This window comes from Rathayibacter sp. AY2B5 (assembly GCF_002931645.1).
GTDB lineage: Bacteria > Actinomycetota > Actinomycetes > Actinomycetales > Microbacteriaceae > Rathayibacter.
On the sequence record NZ_PSUE01000003.1, the window covers coordinates 39843 to 58599 of the forward strand.

Below are 18757 nucleotides of genomic sequence, written 5' to 3' on the forward strand. Positions count from 1 at the left end.
GGGGCACCCGCGTCGAGGATGCCGCGCCGCCGCTCCGGCCGCCAGCCGTCGTGCCGAACCGGCACGGGCACCCGTCCCGCAAACGACACGGCCGGACGGAGCCGCGGCGCCGCGCGGACCCGCCGGACGCACTTCCCCGACACGCCCCGCGCCGATTAGCGTCGGTGCATGGCCCTCCGACTCGAAGAGATCATCGTCGACTGCACCGACTTCCGGACCCTCGGGCACTGGTGGCAGGAGGCGCTCGGCTGGGACGTCGTGGACGAGGACGAGGACGGCATCGAGCTGCTCGCCCCGTCGGGCCGCGGGCCGAGCCTCCTCTTCCTCGACGTACCCGAGCGCAAGACCGTGAAGAACCGCCTGCACCTGGATTTCGTGCCGGACGACCAGGAGGCGGAGGTCGCGCGGCTGGTCGGCCTGGGGGCGACGCGGTCCGATGTCGGGCAGGGCGAGCAGTCCTGGGTCGTGCTCGCCGACCCGGAGGGCAACGAGTTCTGCATCCTCTCGGCGCGGGAGTGAGAGCGCTTCCACTTTCCGGGACGGTTGTCGGGAAAGCGCTTCCATGCGCACGCATCGAAAAAGAATCTGAGAAGTCAAGGGTAGAACGATCGTTCTCGACTCCCTAGCATCTCCTCCGACGCGTCTCCCGACCGGGAGCGCGCGGAGCCGAGGAGTCACCGTGACCACCTACGACAGACCCGTCGCCGCCGTCGGCATGACGCAGTCGCAGCAGCAGGGCGAACTGCTCGCCGGCCGCGCCCTCGAGAACCGCGCCCTCGGCCTCTACGCGTACGCCTACCGCCTCACGCTGTCGGACTCCGCGGCGAGCGCCGCCCTCCGCCACGCGGCGGTCACCGTCCGCAGCGGACGGCCGCAGGGACTCGACGACACGGGCGCCCTCGACCTGATGCGCTCCGAGGTCGGGCGCGCGAGCGTGCAGCGCGGCGGCTCCGCGATGGAGCGCGCCGAGCAGGCCCCCGCGGCGATCCGCGAGGACGACCTGCTGCGCTCGGGCTTCCACCGCCGCCTGCACGCCCTGCCGACGCTCGAGCGCCAGGCCTGGCTGCTCCGGCACACCGGCGGCCACGACGTCGACGCGATCGCGGCGATGCTGCAGGAGCCGGCGGAGCGCATCCGCTCGGCCCTCGCCTCGGCCGCCCGCACGCTGGTCGAGGGCGAGCTGGCCGAGAGCGAGTCCGCGGAGTAGCGCGGCACGAGGTGCCCGAGAGACGCCGGGTCCAGCCGGCGGCGCCCCTCAGGCGTCTGGGACCCGGCCGCGACTCGGCGCGACCGGGAGGACGGGGTCAGTCGAGGTAGTCGATGTCGTCCCACGGCTGGTGGACGTCACCGGTGTCGCGGTCGTCGTCCGGCACCTCGAGCTCCTCGAAGATCACCGGAACACCCGTCGAGATCAGGACGCTGACCTGGCGGTTGCCCACGATCACGAAGTCGACGAGGCCTCCTCCGGCCTGCGTCGCCTCGGTCGCCGACCGCTTCAGCTCGGCGACGTCGGTCCCCTGGGACAGCCCGTAGGTCTTGCCCTCGATGGTGACGGTGGTGCGGATCATGTGGCGCTGCTGCTCCTCGGCTCGATGGGTTCAGCGTACGAATCGCGACAGTGCGGTGCCAGGCCTTGCGGTGGACGCCCGCGGCTGCCACGGGTGAAGGGGCCGGCTGAGGCGAGCGGCGTCCGGAGCCGAGGCCGGAAGCAGCGTGACGGGCCGCTCGGGCGGATCCGCCGCTCCTGACCTCGGTTCCGGACACCGGGCGGCGGAGTCAACCGGGCGCGCTCCACGGAGCTCCCGCCGTAGCGTGGAATCTGTCCGCACGTTCCGCATCCAGCGACAAGGAGGATCCGATGACCGAGAAGAACACTCCCGAGGACCCGCAGACCACCGACCCCGAGCACGTCGACCCCGAGACGGCCACCGACCCCGAGGGCGACCCGGTCGAGAACCCGTCGGGCTGACGCCCGTACCGGAACGGCCCGCGGCCACCGGGACACCGCTGAAAAGGCGGAGTCCCGGGGGTCGCGGGCCGTTCCCGTGTCCGGCGCCGCCATACTGACGGAGTGCAGGCCGAGGACGACGAGCGCAGGGATCTCGAGCGGATCCTGTCGGCCCGACCCCGCGACGACGGCGCCGACCGGGACGAGCGGCGCGAGGCGCTGCGACGGCTCGGCGAGCTGGAGGCGGAGGACGCGCCTCCCGGAGTGACGCGGTCCGGCGCGCAGACCGGCGCCGCGCCGTCCGGAGCGCAGCCGGCCGCGGCGCATCCCGCGACGGCGACCGACTCGCGCGCCCCCCTGCCGGCGACCGCACTCCCGCTGTCGGCGACCGCCGGCTCCGGGACTCCGGAGTCGCCCGCCGAGCACCCCGACGGGCCGGCCCCGCGGACGCCGCACCCCCGCCGCCGCCGCCTCGTGCTCGCCGCCGCGATCGTCGGCGGAGCCGCGGTCGGCGCGATCGTCCCCACCGCGCTCCTCCTCCCTCCGCCCGCGGACCCCGTCGCCCCGCCGACCGCCTCCGCGGATCCCGCCGACCGCTTCGCCGCGCTCGTCGAGGGCTGGGAGCCGACCACCGACGTCCCGCCGGGCCTCGCTCTGCTCGCCGGGGAGGCCACGGTCTACGGCTCCGGGTTCGACACCGCCGAGAACGACCGCCTGCTGATCACCGAGCCGAACGGCACCACGGTGTGCCTCGCCGTGCAGCGCCCGGACGCGTCCTTCTTCGCCGGCTGCACCGGCTCGGAGGCGTTCTTCGCCGGGGAGCCCCTCCGGGTCAGCGGCACGACGCTCCGCGGCGGCGCCCCGGTGTACACGCAGATCCTGCTCCGCCCGGACGGGACGATCGAGGGCGGCTACCAGCTGGTGCCGGAGCCGCCGCAGCCCGAGGCGGAGGAGTCCGGAACGGTGGAGTCCGGGTCACCGGACCCCGCGACCAGCGAGCCCTGAACCGCCGGGCCCGCGACCAGCGAGCCGTGAGCCTGCGACCAGCGAGCCGCTAGGCGCGCGTCGCCTCCGCCGCGTCCGCGATCACCTCGGCCGCGGACGCCGTCCGCTCCCACACCGCGCGCTGCCGCTCGGCGCCCGTGCCCCGCGCCAGGACCCGCTCGACGCCGCACGCCGCGACCTCCTCGTCGCCCGACTCCGCCAGCGCCCGACCCGCGTGGTCGAGCAGGCGCGCCAGTACCGCGGAGGCGGGGGCCGGGCAGCCGTCGACCGGATCGATGAGGTCGCCGGTGGTGCCGTGGCGGCTCGCCAGCCAGGAGGAGACGGCGATCACCGGAGTCGGCAGCGGCATGGGCGGGACTCCGGCGCCCGCGTCGCGCACGGCCGTCTCGGCGAGCGCCCGGATCAGGACGGCGATCAGCGCCGAGTCCTCGGCGTGCAGCGGGACGTCGGCGATGCGCACCTCGACGGTCGGGTGCGCACGGGAGAGACGGGCGTCGAAGTAGAGCATGCCCTCGTCCAGCAGCACGCCGCAGGAGGTGAGGGAGGCGACGACGCTCCGGTACTGCTCGACGTCGCCCCAGATCCCGACCGGGCCGGCGGTGGGCCAGCGCCCCCAGGACTGGTAGCGCCAGCTGGCGAAGCCGGTGTCGACGCCGGCGCTCAGCGGGGAGTTGGTGCTCAGGGCGAGGAGGGCGGGCAGCCAGCCGCGCAGCCGGTCGAGGACCGCGATCCCCTCCTCCGGCGACCCGATCCCGACATGGACGTGCAGGCCGCAGGTGAACTGCTCGCGGGCGACGAGGCCGAAGCGCTCGGCCATCCGGTCGTAGCGCTCGTCGGCCGAGAGGTGCGGCTCGAACGCGGCGGGGCTGGTCGCGACCGCGACGGCGCGGGCACCGACCTCGCGGGCGGAGTCGTCGGCCAGGCGGCGGCCCTCGCGCAGTCCGGCCAGCAGCGCGTCGTACGTGCGGGCGGGCGAGCCGACCGCCTCGATCTGCTCCGCCTTGAGCTCGGCGGCCAGGGCGACCGCCGCGGAGCCGCGGACGGAGCCGAGCAGCAGCGGCGCCGCGGGCGTCGGGAGGAACGTGCCGGCGTCGACGAGGAGGTACTCCTCCTCCACCCCGAAGGTGCGGGCGCTCATCGGAGCGCCTTCCGCTCGAGTCCCCCGCCGCAGCCCACCCGGTCATCCCACCGTGCCGGGCGCCCGCCGGGCAACCGTCCTCGGCCGATGTTCAGCGTCGGGACGCCCGCGACGCCGGTCCGCGGGCGGGCTGTCAAGGCCGGGTGCGGCGGGGCGCGGAGCGGCAGGATCGGAGCACACCCAGAACCGGAGGTCCCCGTGCCCGACAGCACTCCCGAGCAGGCCGAGTACGACGTCGCCGTCATCGGCGCAGGACCCGCGGGGACGGCCGCCGCCCTCCGCGCCGCGGAGCTGGGAGCGCGCGTCGTCGTGCTCGAGGCCGCGCGCGTCGGCGGCACCTGCGTCAACACCGGATGCGTGCCCACCCGCGTCCTGGCGAAGACGGCGCGGATGATGCGCGAGACCCGCTCCGCCGGCGACTACGGGATCGAGATCGGCACTCCCGTCCTCGACTGGGCCGCGACCGTGCGCCACGTGCACGAGCGCGTCGACCTGGTGCGCTCGATCAAGCGCGAGGCGCAGCGGTTCGAGGAGGCGGGGGTCGACCTGATCCACGAGGGCCGCGCCCGTTTCGTCGACGAGAGCACCCTCGTGCTCGACAGCGGGCGGCGGATCCGCGCGCGCTCGATCATGGTCTGCGTCGGCGGGCACTCGCGGCGGCTGCCGATCCCGGGCGCCGAGCTCGCGACCGTGCCGGAGGACGTGCTCGGGCTGACCGAGCTGCCGCGCCGCGTCGCCGTGATCGGCGGCGGCAACACGGGCGCCCAGCTCGTCACCGTCTTCAACGCCTTCGGCTCGGAGGTGACGCTCCTCGACGTCGCCCCGCGGATCCTGATGACCTCCGACTCCAGCATCTCCGAGCACGTCGGCGCCGCCTTCGAGCGCCAGGGAGTCCGCGTCCGCACCGGGATCGAGACGGTGTCGGGCATCGAGCGGCAGGACGACGGCTCGCTCGCGCTCGCGTGGCGCGAGGGCGGCGAGGACCGGACGGCCGAGGTCGACGTGGTGGTCATGGCCACCGGCTGGCCCGCCGACGTCGAGGACCTCGGACTCGAGAACGCGGGCATCGAGGTCGTCCGCTCCGCGATCCCCGCCGACCAGTACTTCCGCACCGTCGTGCCGCACATCTTCGCGGTCGGCGACGCGAACGGGCGCGACATGCTCGTCCAGGCGGCGCAGTTCGAGGCGGAGGCCGCCGCCGAGAACGCGGTGCTCGGCGCGAACCGGCGCACGCCCCAGTTCCTCCTGCCCGCGGGCGGATTCACGGACCCGGACTACGCGGGCGTCGGCTTCACGCAGGAGCAGGCCCGCGAGCGCGACCCGCAGTGCGTCGTCGCCTCGGTGCCGTTCTCGCACCTGGACCGCGCCGTCATCGACGACCGCGAGAACGGGTTCCTCACGCTGATCGCCGACCGGCGCCGCGAGCTGCTGCTCGGCGCGCACGCGGTCGGCGAGAACGCGATCGAGGTCGTGCAGTCGGTGACCACGGCGATGGCGGCCGGAGTCGACCTCGCGACCCTCGCGAACGTCCGCTTCGCCTACCCCACCTACAGCGCGGTGATCGGGATGGCGGCGCGCGCCCTGCTGGCCGAGCCGGCGCGCCCGACCGAGCTGGACTGACGCGCTACCCGATCCTCGGAGGCGGCGCCAGCCCCGAACCGGCGGCCCGCCGCCTCCGAACCACTGGAGACGGGCACTCCGCCCGCCCCGCCGAGAGGAACCCCTGTGCCGATCCCCGCTGTCGACTACAACCACGTCCGACTCACCGTCCGCGACATCGCCGTCTCGCGCCCCTTCTACGACTCCGTCTTCGGCTTCGACGTCGCCTTCGAGGCGCCGCCGGCCGACGCGTCGCCGGAGGAGAAGGAGCAGCTGGCGTTCGTGTTCGGCGGCGTGATCTACCAGTTCCCGGGCGGACTGCTCGGCCTGCGCCCCGTCGCGCCCGGCGACGACCGCTTCGACGAGGACCGGGTCGGGCTCGACCACGTCAGCTTCACCGTCCCCGACCTCGACGCGCTGAAGGCGGCCGCGGCCGTGCTCGACGACCTCGGCATCGCCCACGAGCCGATCAAGGACGCCGGCGGCATGAGCCTCCTCGAGTTCCGCGACCCCGACAACATCGCGCTCGAGATCACGTCCCCGAGCTGATCGGAGCTGCGCGCGTATCGAGATCTCCACGCACGAACGGGCAGGTCTCGATACGCCGCTTCGGGCTACTCGACCAGCAGAAGTCCCCGACATGCTGATCGAGTAGCGCGCTCAGCGCGCGTCTCGGGATCCCCGCGAACCCACGGAGCGCGGACTACGGACGACGTCGACGGTACGGAGTCGTCGTCGACACCCGGACCAGGCCCGCGCGCTCCAGGATGGGCCGCGAGTACTCGGTTGAGTCGCTGTGCACGAGGGTCTTCCCGAGTGCCTGTGCGGAGGCGGCGCGGGCGGCCGTGACCAGGCCGTAGAGCCCGCGTCCGCGGTACTCCGGCAGCGTCGCTCCGCCCCAGATGCCGGCGAAGGCGGTGCCCGGGACGGGCTCGAGCCGGCCGCCGGACGCCATCCGCCCGTCGACCTCGGCGACCCACAGCTCCATGCCGTCGCCGCGCGCCAGGCGGGCGACGAGCGAATCGGCGATCGACACGTCGACCTCCTCCTCAAAGGCGGCGTCGATCGTGGCGCTGAACGCGCGGACGTCCGGCTCGTCGACGACCCGCCGCAGCACGACCCCCTCCGGGACCGGCCGGTCCGAGAGCAGCGCCTCGACCGGGCCGATCATGATCGACTCGGCCTCGTCCGGCGCGAAGCCGTTCGCGACGAGGGCGTCGTGCAGGCCGGGGGCCTCGTCGTGGCCGCGGGTCTTCCACTCGACGCGGGTGATGCCGGGATCGGCGTCGAAGTGCGCGCAGGCCGCGGCGACCAGGCGGGCGATCTCCGCGGAGGAGGCGCCGGCGAGGTCGCGGTAGGTGACGAAGCCGCGTCCGCCGGCGAAGGTCACCAGACGCAGAGGCCCTTCGCGCGTCACGGAGACGGCGCTCGGGGTCTCGGCGTCGGAGCGGAGCTGGTCGTCGTAGGCGCGGAGGTAGTCGGAGCTCATCGCCCCGACGCTACCCCCGGACCCGGGCGATCAGGTCCTCGATGAAGGGGATGACGTCCTTCGCCTGGTCGACGCTGGCGAATCCGGTGGCGACGAGCGGCCAGATCGAGCCGATGAGCGTCGCGATCACGGCGGCCACCGCGGCGACCCAGGCGAGGGCCGCGTTGCGGGAGAGGAACGCGACGGCGAGGCAGGCCAGGCCGACCGCGTAGCTGAGGACGATCGAGAGGACGATCGCGCCGACCGGGACGTCGAGCGCCCCGGCCGTGGTGCCGTCGGCCGCGCCGATCAGCCCGAGGACGGGCAGCAGCACGGCGACGACGACCACGAACGAGAGCACGACGCCCGTGCCGAGCGCGATCCAGGCCGCACGCGGCTTGCGTCGCGCGCCGTACGAGCGGGTGCGCACGGGACTACTCCCGACCGGCGGTGGACGACGCGCGGTCGTCCTCGGAGCGGTGGGCGTCGGCGTCGTCGGACGCGTCGTCGCGATCGGCCGCGGCCTCGTCGCGCTCGACGTGCTCGGACTCCTCCGCCGGAGCGACCTCGACGGTCGCGGTGCGGGGGTCGCCGTCGTCGTCGACCGGCTCGACCTGGACGCGGACCACGAACTCCGCGGTCTCGACGACGGCCGGGGCCGCGTGCGTCTCGACGCGGGGGTCGTCCTCGTCGCGCTCGGCGGCGCGCTCGTCGTCGGCCGTCTTCTGGGCGGCTGCGCGCTCGTCGCGCTCGTCGGCCGCGCGGTCCATCGCGTCAGCGGCGTCGTCGGCGGCGTCCGCCAGGCGTCCGCGGGCGGAGTCGACGGCACCGGAGACGGCGTCGCGGGCGTTCCCGGCGGCCTCCTTGGCGGAGTCGCGGGCGTCGGACGCGGCGCGCTTGGCGGTGTCGACGAGCGGCTCCTCGTCCTCCTCCGGCTTCTCGATCGGGTCGAACGGGCCGTGGACGTCGGTCGCCTCGACGTTGACGACGACGTGGCCGCCGGCGACCGGCTCCGCCACGCGCTGCACCTGATCGCGCACGGCGTCCAGGACCTCGCGGACGGGGTGGGGGTACTCGACGACGAGGTCGATGTCGACGGTGGTGACGCCGTCGGCCTTCGAGACCGTGACTCCGGGGACGGTGCTGGTGCCCAGCACGCGGCGGGAGGCGCGGTCGAGGCCGCGGGCGACGGCTCCGCCGAGGTGGTGGACGCCGGACACGCGCTGGGCGCTCTCGCCGGCGGCGGTCGCGACCCGGCTCTCGGTCGACTCGGGCTCGGACGGCTTCCCGTCGCGGCGGGCGGACTCGCGCCGGCTCTGCTGGTTCGGGGTCGGCTGCTCATCGGTGCGGATGCGCTCGACGGTGCCGGGCTCCATCGGATCGGACATGGGGTGCTCCTTCAGAAAGACTTCCATCCCGCCTGAGCGGGGCTCTCCGGCCCTCCCGATCGGGAGGGCCGGACGGTGGTGCCGGCGGCTACTGCACGCGGGCGGTGCCGCTCATCTTCGTCCGCAGACCACTGACGATCTGAATGACGACGGGCGTCTCCTCGCCGAGGAGGGCGTCCCACTGGCGGACGGCCTGGTCGACCGTCTGCCGGGTGCGGGCGGGCGAGGCGCCGCGGCGGGTGTGCGCGGTGACGCGCAGCACCTTCTGGTGCTTGATCTCGAACGCGGTCACGTCGACCGCGACGATGGACGGCTCCTGCGACAGGGCCTCCTCGAGGACCTGCTCGGCGACCTTCGCGTCGATGGTGACGGAGCCGCCTGTGGGCGTCCCCGCTCCCTCTCCGGAGCCGACGCGCAGCAGCGTGGCGGTGCGACCGCGGCCCTGGCGCACGATGAAGCGCACCAGCAGCAGGATGAGGACGAGCGCGACGACCGCGATGGCCCAGAGGATCCACGGGGTGCCGCCCGAGAGGGCCTGGCTCGTGGGGTCGGCCGCGTCCTGCGCGGCGGTGGACACGTTCTCCTGGACCTGCGGGAGCAGCGACCCCACCGCGACGGCGCCGCCGGCGAGGAGGAGGACGAGGCCCACGACGAACAGGAGCAGACGGTTGAGGAATCGGTTCGTGGTGGTCATCAGCGGACCGTTCCCTTCTCGGACAGGCGCACCTTGGAGCGCAGGCGCGGGGTGCAGTCGAACGTGGCGAGCTCGGCGTCGACGGCCTCGCGGATCGGCGTGACGTCGATGCTGCGGCCGGAGGTGCGGGAGACCGTCACGTCGACGACGCGGGATCCGACCGACACCGACACGTTGTCGGGGTCGACGTCACCGGCGTAGCCGGCGGTGCGCGCGACGGCCTGCGCGATGACGCGGTCGTCGACGATCGCCGCGGTGCGGTCGGTGCTGACGGCGCGACGGCCGCGGCGGCCGGGCTTGAGCGACACGACGATCAGGACGAGCCCGATCAGCGCGAGCACGGCGCCGGCGGCGGCGGTCAGCGCGATGGGCGCCGCGGCCGCGTTGAGCAGCGAGGACGCTCCGTCCTGCGGGGCCACGAGCAGCGCGGGCTGGCCGAGGACGGCGAGGACCGCCTCCGTGCCCAGCCACGCGAACAGGAGGATGAGCAGGACGGCGAGGACGATCGCCGATCCGGAGCGGGACGAGTGCGTCTCGCGCCGCACCAGGCGCGGGTAGAGCGCCCGGCCGGCAGTGGTGGGAGTCGTCACGACACCCTCCTTCGTTCTCGGAGGTCGGCACCGGTGATCCGGAGGTCGACCCGGCCGATCGTGGAGCCCGTCAGTTCGAGGCAGCGCGAGCGGATGGTCGTCTGCGCCCGGCTGAGTCGGTCCAGCAGCGTCCCGGAGGAGCGGCGGCCCGTCTCGCCCAGGGGCGTGACGTGGATGGGGGCGTGCGCGACGACGTGGAGGCGTCCTCCCTCGTCGTCGAGCTCGACGGACACATCGGACGAGTTCACGTCCAGCGCCTCCGCGGTGACGGCCGACACGACTCGGCGCACGGCGCGCGAGCTGATCGTCGTGCGGCCGTGGCTGGCCTCGTCGGCCATCACCGCCGCGGTCACGAGGACCGCCGCCCGCGGAGGGTGTCGCCGAGGGAGCGCAGGTCGAGCTTGCCCTCGACGACCCGCCCGACGCCGTAGCCGATCGCCATGGCGAGGGCGACCCAGAGGAGCGCCCAGAAGCCGAAGACGAGAGCGGTCAGCGCGAGGACCGCGCCGAGGACCAGGCCGATGTGGGACGGAGTCACTTGACGCGGCTCTCGGTCTCGTCGTCCTTGTCGTCCGAGGGGATGAAGACGTCGGAGATGGTGACGTTGACCTCGGCGACCTCCATGCCGACGACCGAGGAGATGGCCTCGGAGACGGCGGAGCGGATGCTGTCGGCGAGCTTCTGCAGCGCGACGGGGTACTCGGCGACGACGGTGATGTCGGCGGCGACCTGCTTCTCGCCGACCTCGACGGAGATGCCCTGGCCGCGGTCCTGCGCGTTGATCGCGTTGCGGATGGCGCCGATGGCGCGGGCGGCGCCGTTGCCCAGGTCGTGCACGCCGGGGACCTCGCGGGCCGCGATGCCGGCGACCTTCTCGACGACGCCGTCGGCGATCGTGTTCTTGCCGGCCGAGGTGGCGGTGCCGTGCTTGGCCGAGGAGGCGTTGGCGAGGCTGGTGGGGGTGACGTTGGTCATGATCTTCTCCAGATGGTCAGAGGTCGTGGCCGGGGCCGCGGTGCTCACGATCCGTGGCACATGATGAAGACGTGGCCCGGGGCTCGGACGTCCCGGTGGCTCAGCCAAGGTGCAGGGAACGTCGAGCGGAGATGCGTTTCGCGGCCACCGGCGTCCACAGGCTCCTTCGGCGCACTCGCTGAGCGGCCAGCGGAGTGCACAGCCGCGTCAGGCCGCGGTCGCCGTCCCCGCCGGGAGCCGGCGGTCGCGCCGACGGGTGAGGGCGCGGCGCCAGGCGGGGCTCCACCGCTCCTCGGCGACCGCGTTGACGCCCCACGACAGCAGGAGGACGACGAGGAAGGCGACGAGTCCGGCTCCGTCGCGGCCGATCAGCGGCCAGAGCGCGCTGACGATCGCGCTGCCCACGACCAGATGGAGGATGTAGAGCGAGTAGCTGATCCGCCCGAGCCAGAGCAGCGGCGCCCATCTCAGCACGGCGGTCCGGCGCCGCATCGCGACGACCGTGACGGCCGCGCAGACGCCGAGGACGACCGCTCCGTCCGGCCCGCCGTGGAGGAGCTGGGCGTTCAGGGCCGCGATCAGAGCCGCCGGCACGGCGAGGAGCTCGAAGCGCCCCTGCCGTCGCGAGAGGAACAGCAGCATTCCGACGCAGAAGAGGGGTCCGTACTCGGCCAGCGTCAGGTTCGCCAGGACCCGGACGGCGACCGGCGCCGAGACGACGTCGACGCCTCCCGAGACGAGGTGGGCGGCGACGGAGGCGGTCGCGGCGACGCCGAGCCAGACGACCACCAGCACGCGGACCAGCCGATCCGTGAACCGGCACTTCGTGAGGACGAGCACGAGCAGCACCAGCAGGTAGAACTGCATCTCGACGGCCAGCGTCCAGAACGCGCCGTTCACGTTGGGCACCAGCAGCAGCCGCTGCACCATCGTGAAGTTGAGCAGCAGCTCCAGCGGCGTGAGGTCGGTGCCGGGGACGCGGGCGAGAGCGCCGACGACGATCGAGACGACCACCGCGATCCAGTAGGCCGGGTAGAGGCGGCTGACGCGGGAGATCGCGAAGTCCGACGGCCGCCGCGCGCGGTCCGCGGACATCAGGATCACGAAACCGCTGATGACGAAGAAGAGCTGGACGCCGAACTCGCCGAACGGGAGCGTGAAGGATCCCGGCGGTGCATCCGGATGATCGAGCGAGAACGCGGTGGTGAAGTGGTAGACGACCACGCCGAGGGCGGCGAGGCCGCGCAGACCGTCGAGCTCGACGAAGCGTGACGCCACGGCTCCCCCGCTCCGGAGCCCCCGCCCCTCGCTCGAGTGTTCCAGAGCGCTCCGGTCGCCCGCGCGTCGGCCGTCCGTCGTTCCGCGCCGCGCCCGGCACCCGCCTCGACCCGCATCCCGGCGGCGGAGGCGCGGGGAGGGCGGCGCTCAGCTCTCGGGACGGATGCGGAGCGCGCGGGCGAGGGTATGCCGACCTGACCGAGCGGTTCGTCGCGGATGCGATCGCGTCGGCCTCGCGCATGACCGAGCGCGGACTCCTCCCCGCGGAGGAGCAGCGCGTCAGGCCTCGTGCAGGTGACGGTCGAGCGTCATCCAGTTCTCGCGGCTGAGGCGGGCGGCGCCGTCGGTGTCGCCCGCGCGGAGGGACTCCACGATCGCGCGGTGCTGCTCCACGGATCCGCGGGCCGCGAGGGAGGCGAAGCGCTGGCGCTCGGCACGGCGGATGAGCGGAGTGGCCTGCTCGAGCACGTCCTCGATCATCCCGTTGCCGCTGAGCCCGGTGAGCACCGCGTGGAACGCGTCGTCGGAGCGCAGCGCCAGCTCGACGTCGCCGTCCGCCAGCGCCCGCGCGAAATCGTCGTTCGCCGACTCCATTGCGGCGAGCGCCTCCGGCGTGACGGCCGGGCCGGCGAGGCGCGTGGCGAGCTCGTGCATGGCGGCGGCGATCTGCTGGGCGTCACTGATGCTCTCGGCCGTGGCGGGGGTCACGATCGTCGCCCTGCCGGGCTTGGCCGAGACGAGGCCGACGCGGGCCAGCCGGAGCAGCGCCTCCCGGATCGGCGTCCGGCTGACCCCGAGCCAGGCCTCGAGCTCCTGGTCGCGGAGGCGCTCCCCAGTAGGCGCGCGAACCTGATGCCCCCACCGGCGCCGGAGAAGCCTCGCGCTCCTCGATGAGCGAGAGGACATAAGCTCCCACACGTGGCAGCCGGCGCAGTGATGTACAACTTCGCGATACAGCTGGCTGATGTGGACCGCGGCGTCTACGAGGACATCACGTTGCGGGCCGCTCGGCACCCCTCCGAGACCGACGCGTACATGATGACGCGCGTGCTCGCGTACTGCCTCGAATACGTGGAGGGGATCACGTTCAGCGAGGGGATCTCGTCGACGGCGACCGAGCCGGCGGTGCTGGTCCGCGATCTCACCGGCAGGCTGACCACGTGGATCGAGGTGGGCGCGCCGGATGCCGAGCGACTGCACTTCGGGAGCAGACTGGCCGACCGCACGACGGTCTACACGCATCGCAACCCGGAGAAGGTGATCGCGGCGTGGTCCGGCAAGCGCGTCCACCAGCTCGAGCAGATCACCGTGCAGAGCTTCGACCAGGGGTTCCTGGATGCCGCGGTCGCGGTACTCGAGCGCCGCAACACGCTGACCGTGTCGGTCGTCGAGGGGCAGCTGTATCTCGAGTTCAACGGCGTGACGTCGAGCAGCGACATCCACGTGCATCAGCCGGGCTGAGCCGGCGCCGAGTGTCACGAGGTCCGTGTCCGGAAGACCGGTCGGAGGACACGATGGAGCATCCTCCGAGACGGTCCCCCGGGACGCACCCGGAGACGACGAGGGCCCGGCACCGTCCTGAGACGGTCCGGGCCCTCGGGCACGCAGGGGCTGCGCGTCAGCGGCGCAGCGTGTGGCTCGGCTTCTCGTCGAAGCGCACCTGGTACGCGCTCGCGAAGCGGCCGAGGTTGCCGAAGCCCCACTCGCGGGCGACCGCGGCGACGGTGGTCGAGCAGGGGTCGCCGGCGACCAGGTCGGAGTGGGCGCGGTCCAGCCGCACGTCGCGCAGGTAGACCGACGGCGACACTCCGAGGTGCCGCTTCGTCGCCTGCTGCAGCGTGCGGGTGTGCAGACCGGCCGCGCGGGCGGCGTCTGCCGGGGTGATCGGCTCGTGGGCGTGGTGCTGGAGGAAGTCGAGCGCGACCCGGGTGCGGGACGCGGACGGGCGCCGCAGCACGGCCGGCACGTCCCACGCGCGCCACGGGAACAGCAGGAGCAGCACGCGGGCGAGGTCGAGCTCGGCGGTGAAGCGCACGAGCGGAGTGATCGCGGCCGTCGCGAGCGCGGCGCTCGCTTCCGTCACCGCGGCGCGCCAGCGGGCGAGGACGCCGGGGTCGGCGTCCGCCCCGTGGTCGAAGGAGACGGGCTGGCGGGGGCCGGCGTGCGTCTCGGTCGCGACGTCCTCGAGGAACCCGGGGGCGAAGTGGATGAGGTTCTGCCGGTGCGGCTCGAATTCGAGCCCGAACTGGCGCTCCGCGGGGAACAGGAACGGGGCGGACAGCGCGCCGGTCCGGGTAAACGGCGGCAGGTTCAGGCGTCCGCCGCCGGCGCGGAACCACCCGACGACGTACTCCTTCAGGTGGGGGACCTGGCCGGTGAGGGCGCCGGAGCAGTCGGAGGTGCGCAGGGTCACCCGGTCGCTGCCGCGGACGGCGTAGCGGTAGGAGAAGCCGCGCTGCGACGGAGCGACGCGGAACTCGCCTCCGCCGTACGCCTCGGAGTAGACGGCGGACGCGGCGGACGGATCGTCGCCGGAGGCTTCGTAGCGCCGGTCGGCCCGCTCGTCGCCCGCGAACGGGCTGCCGAGGGTGAAGGTCGACTCGCTCATGACGTCCGCCCGGGGCGGCGGCGGAGGGAGCAGTGCATGGGGACTTCTTCCGGGTTCGGGGTCCGTGCGCTCGGGGGGACGCACGAGGGGTACGGAATCAAGACGTGTCGAGGAGCCGGAATGTCACGAATCCCGTCTCGAGACGTCCCCCATCGGCGGCACTCGCAATCCGGCCAGCGGATTCGGCGGCCCGTTGTCAAGGCTGGTAGTCATGCCGGACGGCGCCCCACACTGAGGGCATCGGCGCGCGGGGACACCGCGCGCGGGACCGCGGAGGAGGCGCTCATCGACGACGACCCCCTCCTGAACGCGTCCGACGCGACCCTCGCCGCGCGCGCCGTCGACGGCGACGTGCAGGCGTTCGAGCAGCTCGCCCGCCGCCACGGCGCGCTCATGCGCGTCTACGCCGCGAAGCTCCTCGGCTCCGAGGCGGAGTCCGAGGACGTGGTGCAGGAAGCGTTCCTCACCGGCTGGCGGCGTCTGGCCGATCTCGACAGCCCGGCGCACATCCGCAACTGGCTGATGCGCATCGTCACCCACAAGGCGATCGACCGGATCCGCGTCCGCCGCCGCCACGACGACATCGACGACTGGGATCCGCCCGCGCCGCCCGAGCACTCCCCCGAGCGCATCGTGGAGGCGCGACTCCAGCTGGACGCGGTCTGGGAAGCGCTGGACCGATTGCCTGCTGATCAGCGACGCTGTTGGCTACTCCGCGAGACCGCCGGCTACAGCTACCAGGAGATCGCCGACGCTCTCGAACTCCCCGTCTCGACGGTCCGCGGCCTCCTCGCCCGGGCCCGTCGATTCCTGCTCCACGAATTGGAGGCATGGCGATGACCGACGACGCCGCCGTGCCCGAGGACGACCTCGACGGCCACACGCTCGAGGAGCTGGGCGAGTACCTCGACCGCGGCCGCGAGCCGCGCGACCCCTCGATCGAGAACTCCGCCGCGTGCCGGCTCGCTCTCGCGAACCTCACCCGCCTCACCGAGCTCTCGGCACGGGCGCTGCGCCAGGAGGCCGACCGCGAGCCCGACCGCGACGAGGTCTGGATCGCCGGCCTGCTCGACGCGATCCGCTCCGAGGTGCGCTCCGGCCGCGACATCCCCGTCCGCCACCCCGACCCGACCCTCCGCCTGGCGCTCACCGAGGCGGCCGTGCGCGGGATGATCCGCCGCGCCGGCGACACGATGGGCGGCGTCATCATGGGCCGCTGCACCCTCGACGGCGACGTCTCGGCTCCCGGCGCGGTGGTGCGGATCGACGTGACCTGCGCCCTCGAGTTCGGCCTGCCGGTCGCCGTGGCCGCCGACCGCCTGCGCGAGCGCATCCGCTACGCCCTGGAGCGCCACACCGAGCTGACCGTCGGCGCGATCGACGTGACCGTCGACGACGTGTACCCCCACCGGGAGGAGCGGGAATGACCGACGACACCGAGCTCTCGCAGCGGCTGACCGCCGAGATCCGCGACATCGAGGGCGTCGCGGGGGTCTACCCCGCCCAGCCGATCGTCGAGGCCGCGGCCGACGCGCTCGCCGTGAAGCTGGACCTGCGGCAGCCCGACGTGCTGGTCGACATCGACCGGTCGGAGGGGTTCACCACGGTGAGCGCGCACATCGCCGCGTCCGCCGCACTGCCGGCTCCCGAGACGCTCCGCCTGGTGGGCGAGCGGATGCACGCGCTGCTCGCCGCCGACCCGTCGGTCTCGGGGCCGCTCGCCGTGAACGTGAAGGTGCGCCTCATCGAGGACTCGGGGCGCGCCGAGCACTGAGCGCAGCCGCCGCCGCCCCCCTCCCGCGAGAGGCCACCCGAGTACCTCGCGCGGCGTGCCGCGTACCGAGGTGGCGTCTCGCGGAAGGGATCAGGGGCAGCCCGTCCGGGTCAGCAGGAGACGAGGCGGTCGAAGCGGGACGCGACTCCCGAGCTGTCGCTGAACTTGCGGTTGATGACGCTCATCTTGTTGCAGCCGCTGTCCGGGCCGTTCCTCCAGATGACCTTGACGTTGCTCGCCTGGTCGCAGTGCCACCACACCGTGACCTGCGCGCGACCCAGGGAGTCGCGCTGCGAGCGGACCTCGTAGCAGTTGCCCGGGCCGCCGTTCCGGTAGACGAGCTGCCCGGCGGAGGCGGGGGTAGCGACGGCGACGGCCCCTCCGAGGGCGAGGGCGATCGCGGCGAGCGTGGCCGTGAAACGACGGTGCATGGTGTTCTCCTTCGAACGGGCGATCGGAGGCGACGGCGGCCGCCCCTCTGCCAGCACCCTGGACCCGGCCCGGCCGAGCCCGGTCGTGAGCTTTCGTGCCGGAGATCACCCCGCCTGGAGGGTGGGGGGAGAGCGAGTACTCCTCACTAGCGTCGAGGCGCGTGCAGCTGCGCGCCCCTTCGACGCAGAGGACTCGCCATGCCTTCACGACTCCTCGACCGGCCGCGACTCGCCCTCGCCCTCGCAGCCCTGTGCCTCGGAGTGCTGGCGGCGACACCCCCGCAGGCGGTCGCCGCCCTCGCACCGGCGTCCACGACTCCGACCGCCTCGTCCGCCGGCCAGGCCGTCACGGCGGCACCCGCCGACGCCCCGGGCTGGACCACGCTCCTGCGCGACGACTTCACCGGGCCGGCGGGCGCGCCGGTCGGGAGCCAGTGGGAGCACGAGGTCGGCACCTGGGGCACCGGGGCGGTCGACCGGACGACCGCGTCGACGGCGAACGTCTTCCTCACGGGCGGCGGCGCTCTGGGAATCCGCGCCCTCCGCGACTCCGCCGGAGCATGGACCTCCGGGCGGATCGTCACCGCCGACAAGTCGTTCTCGGCGCCGGCGGGCGGCCGACTGCTGATGACCGCCTCGATCCAGCTGCCGGACGTCGCGCAGGCCACCGGCTACTGGCCCGCCTTCTGGGCTCTCGGGCGGGACGCGAACGCCGTCATCGACTGGCCCGCGACCGGCGAGTTCGACATGCTCGAGGCCGTCAACGGCACCGCCCAGGTGATCCAGACGCTGCACTGCGGAGCGCCGGACGGCGGCCCCTGCGACGAGCCCGCCGGCCGGACGAGCGGGATGCTGGACTGCGCGTCCTGCGTGACGGGGTTCCACCGCTACTCCGCCCTGCTCGACCGGACCGTGCCCGGCGACGAGCGCGTGGAGTTCCTCGTCGACGGCGTCACCCGGCACGTGGTGCGGGAGTCGGAGGTGGGGACGGCCGCGTGGCAGGCCGCGGTCCCGAACGACGTGCTGCTGATCCTGAACCTCGCCATCGGGGGCGGGCTGCCGAACGGCGTGTGCGGGTGCGACAGTGCAGCCGCTCCGAAGAGCTCCGGCGGGACGATGCTCGTCGACCACGTCGCGGTCTACCGGTCCGACGCGGCGCCGGCTCCGGTCGTCGTCGGGACCGCCGCGGTGGGCGCGACCCTGTCCTCCTCCGCCGGCCGGACGGGACCGCTCGTGCACCGCTGGGCGGCGGGAGGCGTCGACATCGCGGGAGTGACGGGTCCGGATCTCGTGGTCCCCTCCTCCGCGGTCGGCAAGCGGGTGACCGTGACAGTGAGCGCCGCCGACGGCTCCGGCCCGACGACCTCGCAGCCGACCGCACCGGTCGCCGCCGGTACCCTCGGCGCCGCGACGCCGACCGTCACGGGCACGGCCCGGGTCGGAGCGGTGCTCACGGCAGCCCCGGGTCCGTGGACGCCGACCCCCGTCAACCTCACCTACCGGTGGAAGGCGGACGGCGCGGCCATCGCGGGAGCGACGTCGCCGCGGTTCACGCTCACGAAGGCTCAGGCGGGGAAGCGGATCACGCTGACCGTCACCGGGACGAAGACCGGGTACACCACCGCGAGCCGGACCTCCGCGGCGACGGCGGTCGTGGGACGGTGACGGGCGCGGGCTGTCCCCCGCCCGCCACCGTGTCTCAGACCTCGCGCTTGCGGCGAGGAGCGATGCGCAGGACGGCGGTCCCCGCAGCGATGAGGGCGAAGGCCGCGAGTGCCAGCCAGACCGAGTCGAACCCGGTCATGGCGAGCGTTCCGGCACCGACTCCGGCTCCGGCGGCTGTTCCGATGTGGTTGTACAT

At 73.7% G+C, this 18757-nt stretch carries 25 protein-coding genes and 1 pseudogene; 10 read left to right on the top strand and 16 right to left on the bottom strand.

The annotated features are described in order from the left end of the window. Window positions 1–168: 168 nt before the first annotated feature. Together C5C30_RS02900 and C5C30_RS02905 are read left to right on the top strand one after the other, a co-directional pair. Entirely contained in the window at window positions 169–519 is a 351-nt protein-coding gene (locus C5C30_RS02900; RefSeq protein WP_104224051.1) for a VOC family protein, read from the top strand. A 160-nt stretch (window positions 520–679) separates the two neighbouring features. Then, entirely contained in the window at window positions 680–1207 is a 528-nt protein-coding gene (locus C5C30_RS02905) for a hypothetical protein (protein ID WP_104325651.1), read from the top strand. Window positions 1208–1304: 97 nt separating this feature from the next. Here C5C30_RS02905 and C5C30_RS02910 read toward each other — a convergent pair whose 3' ends face one another. Beyond that, window positions 1305–1568: a hypothetical protein gene (locus C5C30_RS02910; RefSeq protein WP_104224053.1), complete on the bottom strand. Its 264-nt coding sequence runs from the start codon at window positions 1566–1568 to the stop codon at window positions 1305–1307. 503 nt (window positions 1569–2071) lie between these two features. On the opposite strand from C5C30_RS02910, the gene C5C30_RS02915 reads away from it, so the two are divergent. Next, window positions 2072–2953, top strand: a complete 882-nt coding sequence (locus tag C5C30_RS02915; RefSeq protein ID WP_104333146.1) for a hypothetical protein — start codon at window positions 2072–2074, stop codon at window positions 2951–2953. 49 nt (window positions 2954–3002) lie between these two features. Here C5C30_RS02915 and C5C30_RS02920 read toward each other — a convergent pair whose 3' ends face one another. After that, on the bottom strand, window positions 3003–4091 hold the full coding sequence (locus C5C30_RS02920) for a glutamate--cysteine ligase (RefSeq protein WP_104333147.1): 1089 nt from the start codon (window positions 4089–4091) through the stop codon (window positions 3003–3005). 198 nt (window positions 4092–4289) lie between these two features. On the opposite strand from C5C30_RS02920, the gene C5C30_RS02925 reads away from it, so the two are divergent. Together C5C30_RS02925 and C5C30_RS02930 are read left to right on the top strand one after the other, a co-directional pair. After that, window positions 4290–5711: an NAD(P)/FAD-dependent oxidoreductase gene (locus C5C30_RS02925; protein ID WP_258065767.1), complete on the top strand. Its 1422-nt coding sequence runs from the start codon at window positions 4290–4292 to the stop codon at window positions 5709–5711. A gap of 105 nt (window positions 5712–5816) precedes the next feature. Beyond that, complete coding sequence (locus C5C30_RS02930; RefSeq protein WP_104223996.1) at window positions 5817–6239, top strand: VOC family protein; 423 nt, start codon at window positions 5817–5819, stop codon at window positions 6237–6239. A gap of 154 nt (window positions 6240–6393) precedes the next feature. On the opposite strand, the gene C5C30_RS02935 is transcribed toward C5C30_RS02930, so the two are convergent. The 11 genes and pseudogenes from C5C30_RS02935 to C5C30_RS18205 form a co-directional block, all read right to left on the bottom strand. After that, window positions 6394–7179 carry a GNAT family N-acetyltransferase gene (locus C5C30_RS02935; RefSeq protein WP_104333149.1) on the bottom strand — a complete coding sequence of 262 codons (786 nt, stop codon included), beginning with the start codon at window positions 7177–7179 and terminating at the stop codon, window positions 6394–6396. A 10-nt stretch (window positions 7180–7189) separates the two neighbouring features. Next, window positions 7190–7588: a hypothetical protein gene (locus C5C30_RS02940; RefSeq protein ID WP_104333150.1), complete on the bottom strand. Its 399-nt coding sequence runs from the start codon at window positions 7586–7588 to the stop codon at window positions 7190–7192. 4 nt (window positions 7589–7592) lie between these two features. Beyond that, window positions 7593–8546: an Asp23/Gls24 family envelope stress response protein gene (locus tag C5C30_RS02945; protein ID WP_181131435.1), complete on the bottom strand. Its 954-nt coding sequence runs from the start codon at window positions 8544–8546 to the stop codon at window positions 7593–7595. Between the two features lie 88 nt (window positions 8547–8634). After that, a complete protein-coding gene (locus tag C5C30_RS02950) occupies window positions 8635–9240 on the bottom strand; it encodes a hypothetical protein (protein ID WP_104291887.1) in 606 nt (201 codons plus the stop codon). After that, entirely contained in the window at window positions 9240–9830 is a 591-nt protein-coding gene (locus C5C30_RS02955) for a DUF6286 domain-containing protein (RefSeq protein WP_104225847.1), read from the bottom strand. The genes C5C30_RS02950 and C5C30_RS02955 overlap by 1 nt, the downstream gene beginning before the upstream one ends. Continuing rightward, window positions 9827–10183, bottom strand: a complete 357-nt coding sequence (locus C5C30_RS02960) for a hypothetical protein (RefSeq protein WP_244230558.1) — start codon at window positions 10181–10183, stop codon at window positions 9827–9829. Before C5C30_RS02960 ends, C5C30_RS02955 begins: the two co-directional genes overlap by 4 nt. After that, window positions 10180–10368: a DUF2273 domain-containing protein gene (locus tag C5C30_RS02965; RefSeq protein WP_104223990.1), complete on the bottom strand. Its 189-nt coding sequence runs from the start codon at window positions 10366–10368 to the stop codon at window positions 10180–10182. Before C5C30_RS02965 ends, C5C30_RS02960 begins: the two co-directional genes overlap by 4 nt. After that, on the bottom strand, window positions 10365–10805 hold the full coding sequence (locus C5C30_RS02970; protein WP_104223989.1) for an Asp23/Gls24 family envelope stress response protein: 441 nt from the start codon (window positions 10803–10805) through the stop codon (window positions 10365–10367). The genes C5C30_RS02965 and C5C30_RS02970 overlap by 4 nt, the downstream gene beginning before the upstream one ends. 207 nt (window positions 10806–11012) lie before the next feature. Further along, window positions 11013–12083: an acyltransferase gene (locus C5C30_RS02975; protein ID WP_181131436.1), complete on the bottom strand. Its 1071-nt coding sequence runs from the start codon at window positions 12081–12083 to the stop codon at window positions 11013–11015. 279 nt (window positions 12084–12362) lie between these two features. Then, window positions 12363–12791, bottom strand: a complete 429-nt coding sequence (locus C5C30_RS02980) for a GntR family transcriptional regulator (protein WP_258065768.1) — start codon at window positions 12789–12791, stop codon at window positions 12363–12365. 9 nt (window positions 12792–12800) lie between these two features. Further along, window positions 12801–12989: pseudogene (locus C5C30_RS18205) on the bottom strand (GntR family transcriptional regulator); the annotation flags it as partial. 12 nt (window positions 12990–13001) lie between these two features. Between C5C30_RS18205 and C5C30_RS02985 the strand changes: the two are divergent. After that, window positions 13002–13544 (top strand): YaeQ family protein, encoded by a 543-nt coding sequence (locus C5C30_RS02985; protein ID WP_104266521.1) that lies wholly within the window; start codon window positions 13002–13004, stop codon window positions 13542–13544. A 157-nt stretch (window positions 13545–13701) separates the two neighbouring features. Here C5C30_RS02985 and C5C30_RS02990 read toward each other — a convergent pair whose 3' ends face one another. After that, window positions 13702–14691: a helix-turn-helix transcriptional regulator gene (locus tag C5C30_RS02990; protein WP_104247226.1), complete on the bottom strand. Its 990-nt coding sequence runs from the start codon at window positions 14689–14691 to the stop codon at window positions 13702–13704. Window positions 14692–15042: 351 nt separating this feature from the next. Here C5C30_RS02990 and C5C30_RS02995 point away from each other — a divergent pair, with 351 nt between their 5' ends. Genes C5C30_RS02995 through C5C30_RS03005 form a run of 3 tightly spaced genes read left to right on the top strand, consistent with a single transcriptional unit; the run spans window position 15043 to window position 16465 of the window. Then, window positions 15043–15531 carry an RNA polymerase sigma factor gene (locus C5C30_RS02995; protein WP_244248147.1) on the top strand — a complete coding sequence of 163 codons (489 nt, stop codon included), beginning with the start codon at window positions 15043–15045 and terminating at the stop codon, window positions 15529–15531. Beyond that, entirely contained in the window at window positions 15528–16118 is a 591-nt protein-coding gene (locus C5C30_RS03000; protein ID WP_146076902.1) for an Asp23/Gls24 family envelope stress response protein, read from the top strand. Before C5C30_RS02995 ends, C5C30_RS03000 begins: the two co-directional genes overlap by 4 nt. Further along, window positions 16115–16465 (top strand): hypothetical protein, encoded by a 351-nt coding sequence (locus C5C30_RS03005; RefSeq protein ID WP_104223972.1) that lies wholly within the window; start codon window positions 16115–16117, stop codon window positions 16463–16465. The genes C5C30_RS03000 and C5C30_RS03005 overlap by 4 nt, the downstream gene beginning before the upstream one ends. Window positions 16466–16575: 110 nt before the next feature. Here C5C30_RS03005 and C5C30_RS03010 read toward each other — a convergent pair whose 3' ends face one another. Then, window positions 16576–16896, bottom strand: coding sequence for a hypothetical protein (locus tag C5C30_RS03010; protein WP_104333154.1), 321 nt, complete (start codon window positions 16894–16896; stop codon window positions 16576–16578). 198 nt (window positions 16897–17094) lie between these two features. Between C5C30_RS03010 and C5C30_RS03015 the strand changes: the two genes are divergently transcribed. Beyond that, window positions 17095–18561 carry a family 16 glycosylhydrolase gene (locus C5C30_RS03015; RefSeq protein ID WP_104333155.1) on the top strand — a complete coding sequence of 489 codons (1467 nt, stop codon included), beginning with the start codon at window positions 17095–17097 and terminating at the stop codon, window positions 18559–18561. 34 nt (window positions 18562–18595) lie between these two features. Here the strand turns inward: C5C30_RS03015 and C5C30_RS17515 are convergent, their stop codons facing one another. Further along, on the bottom strand, window positions 18596–18757 hold the full coding sequence (locus tag C5C30_RS17515; protein ID WP_167305255.1) for a hypothetical protein: 162 nt from the start codon (window positions 18755–18757) through the stop codon (window positions 18596–18598).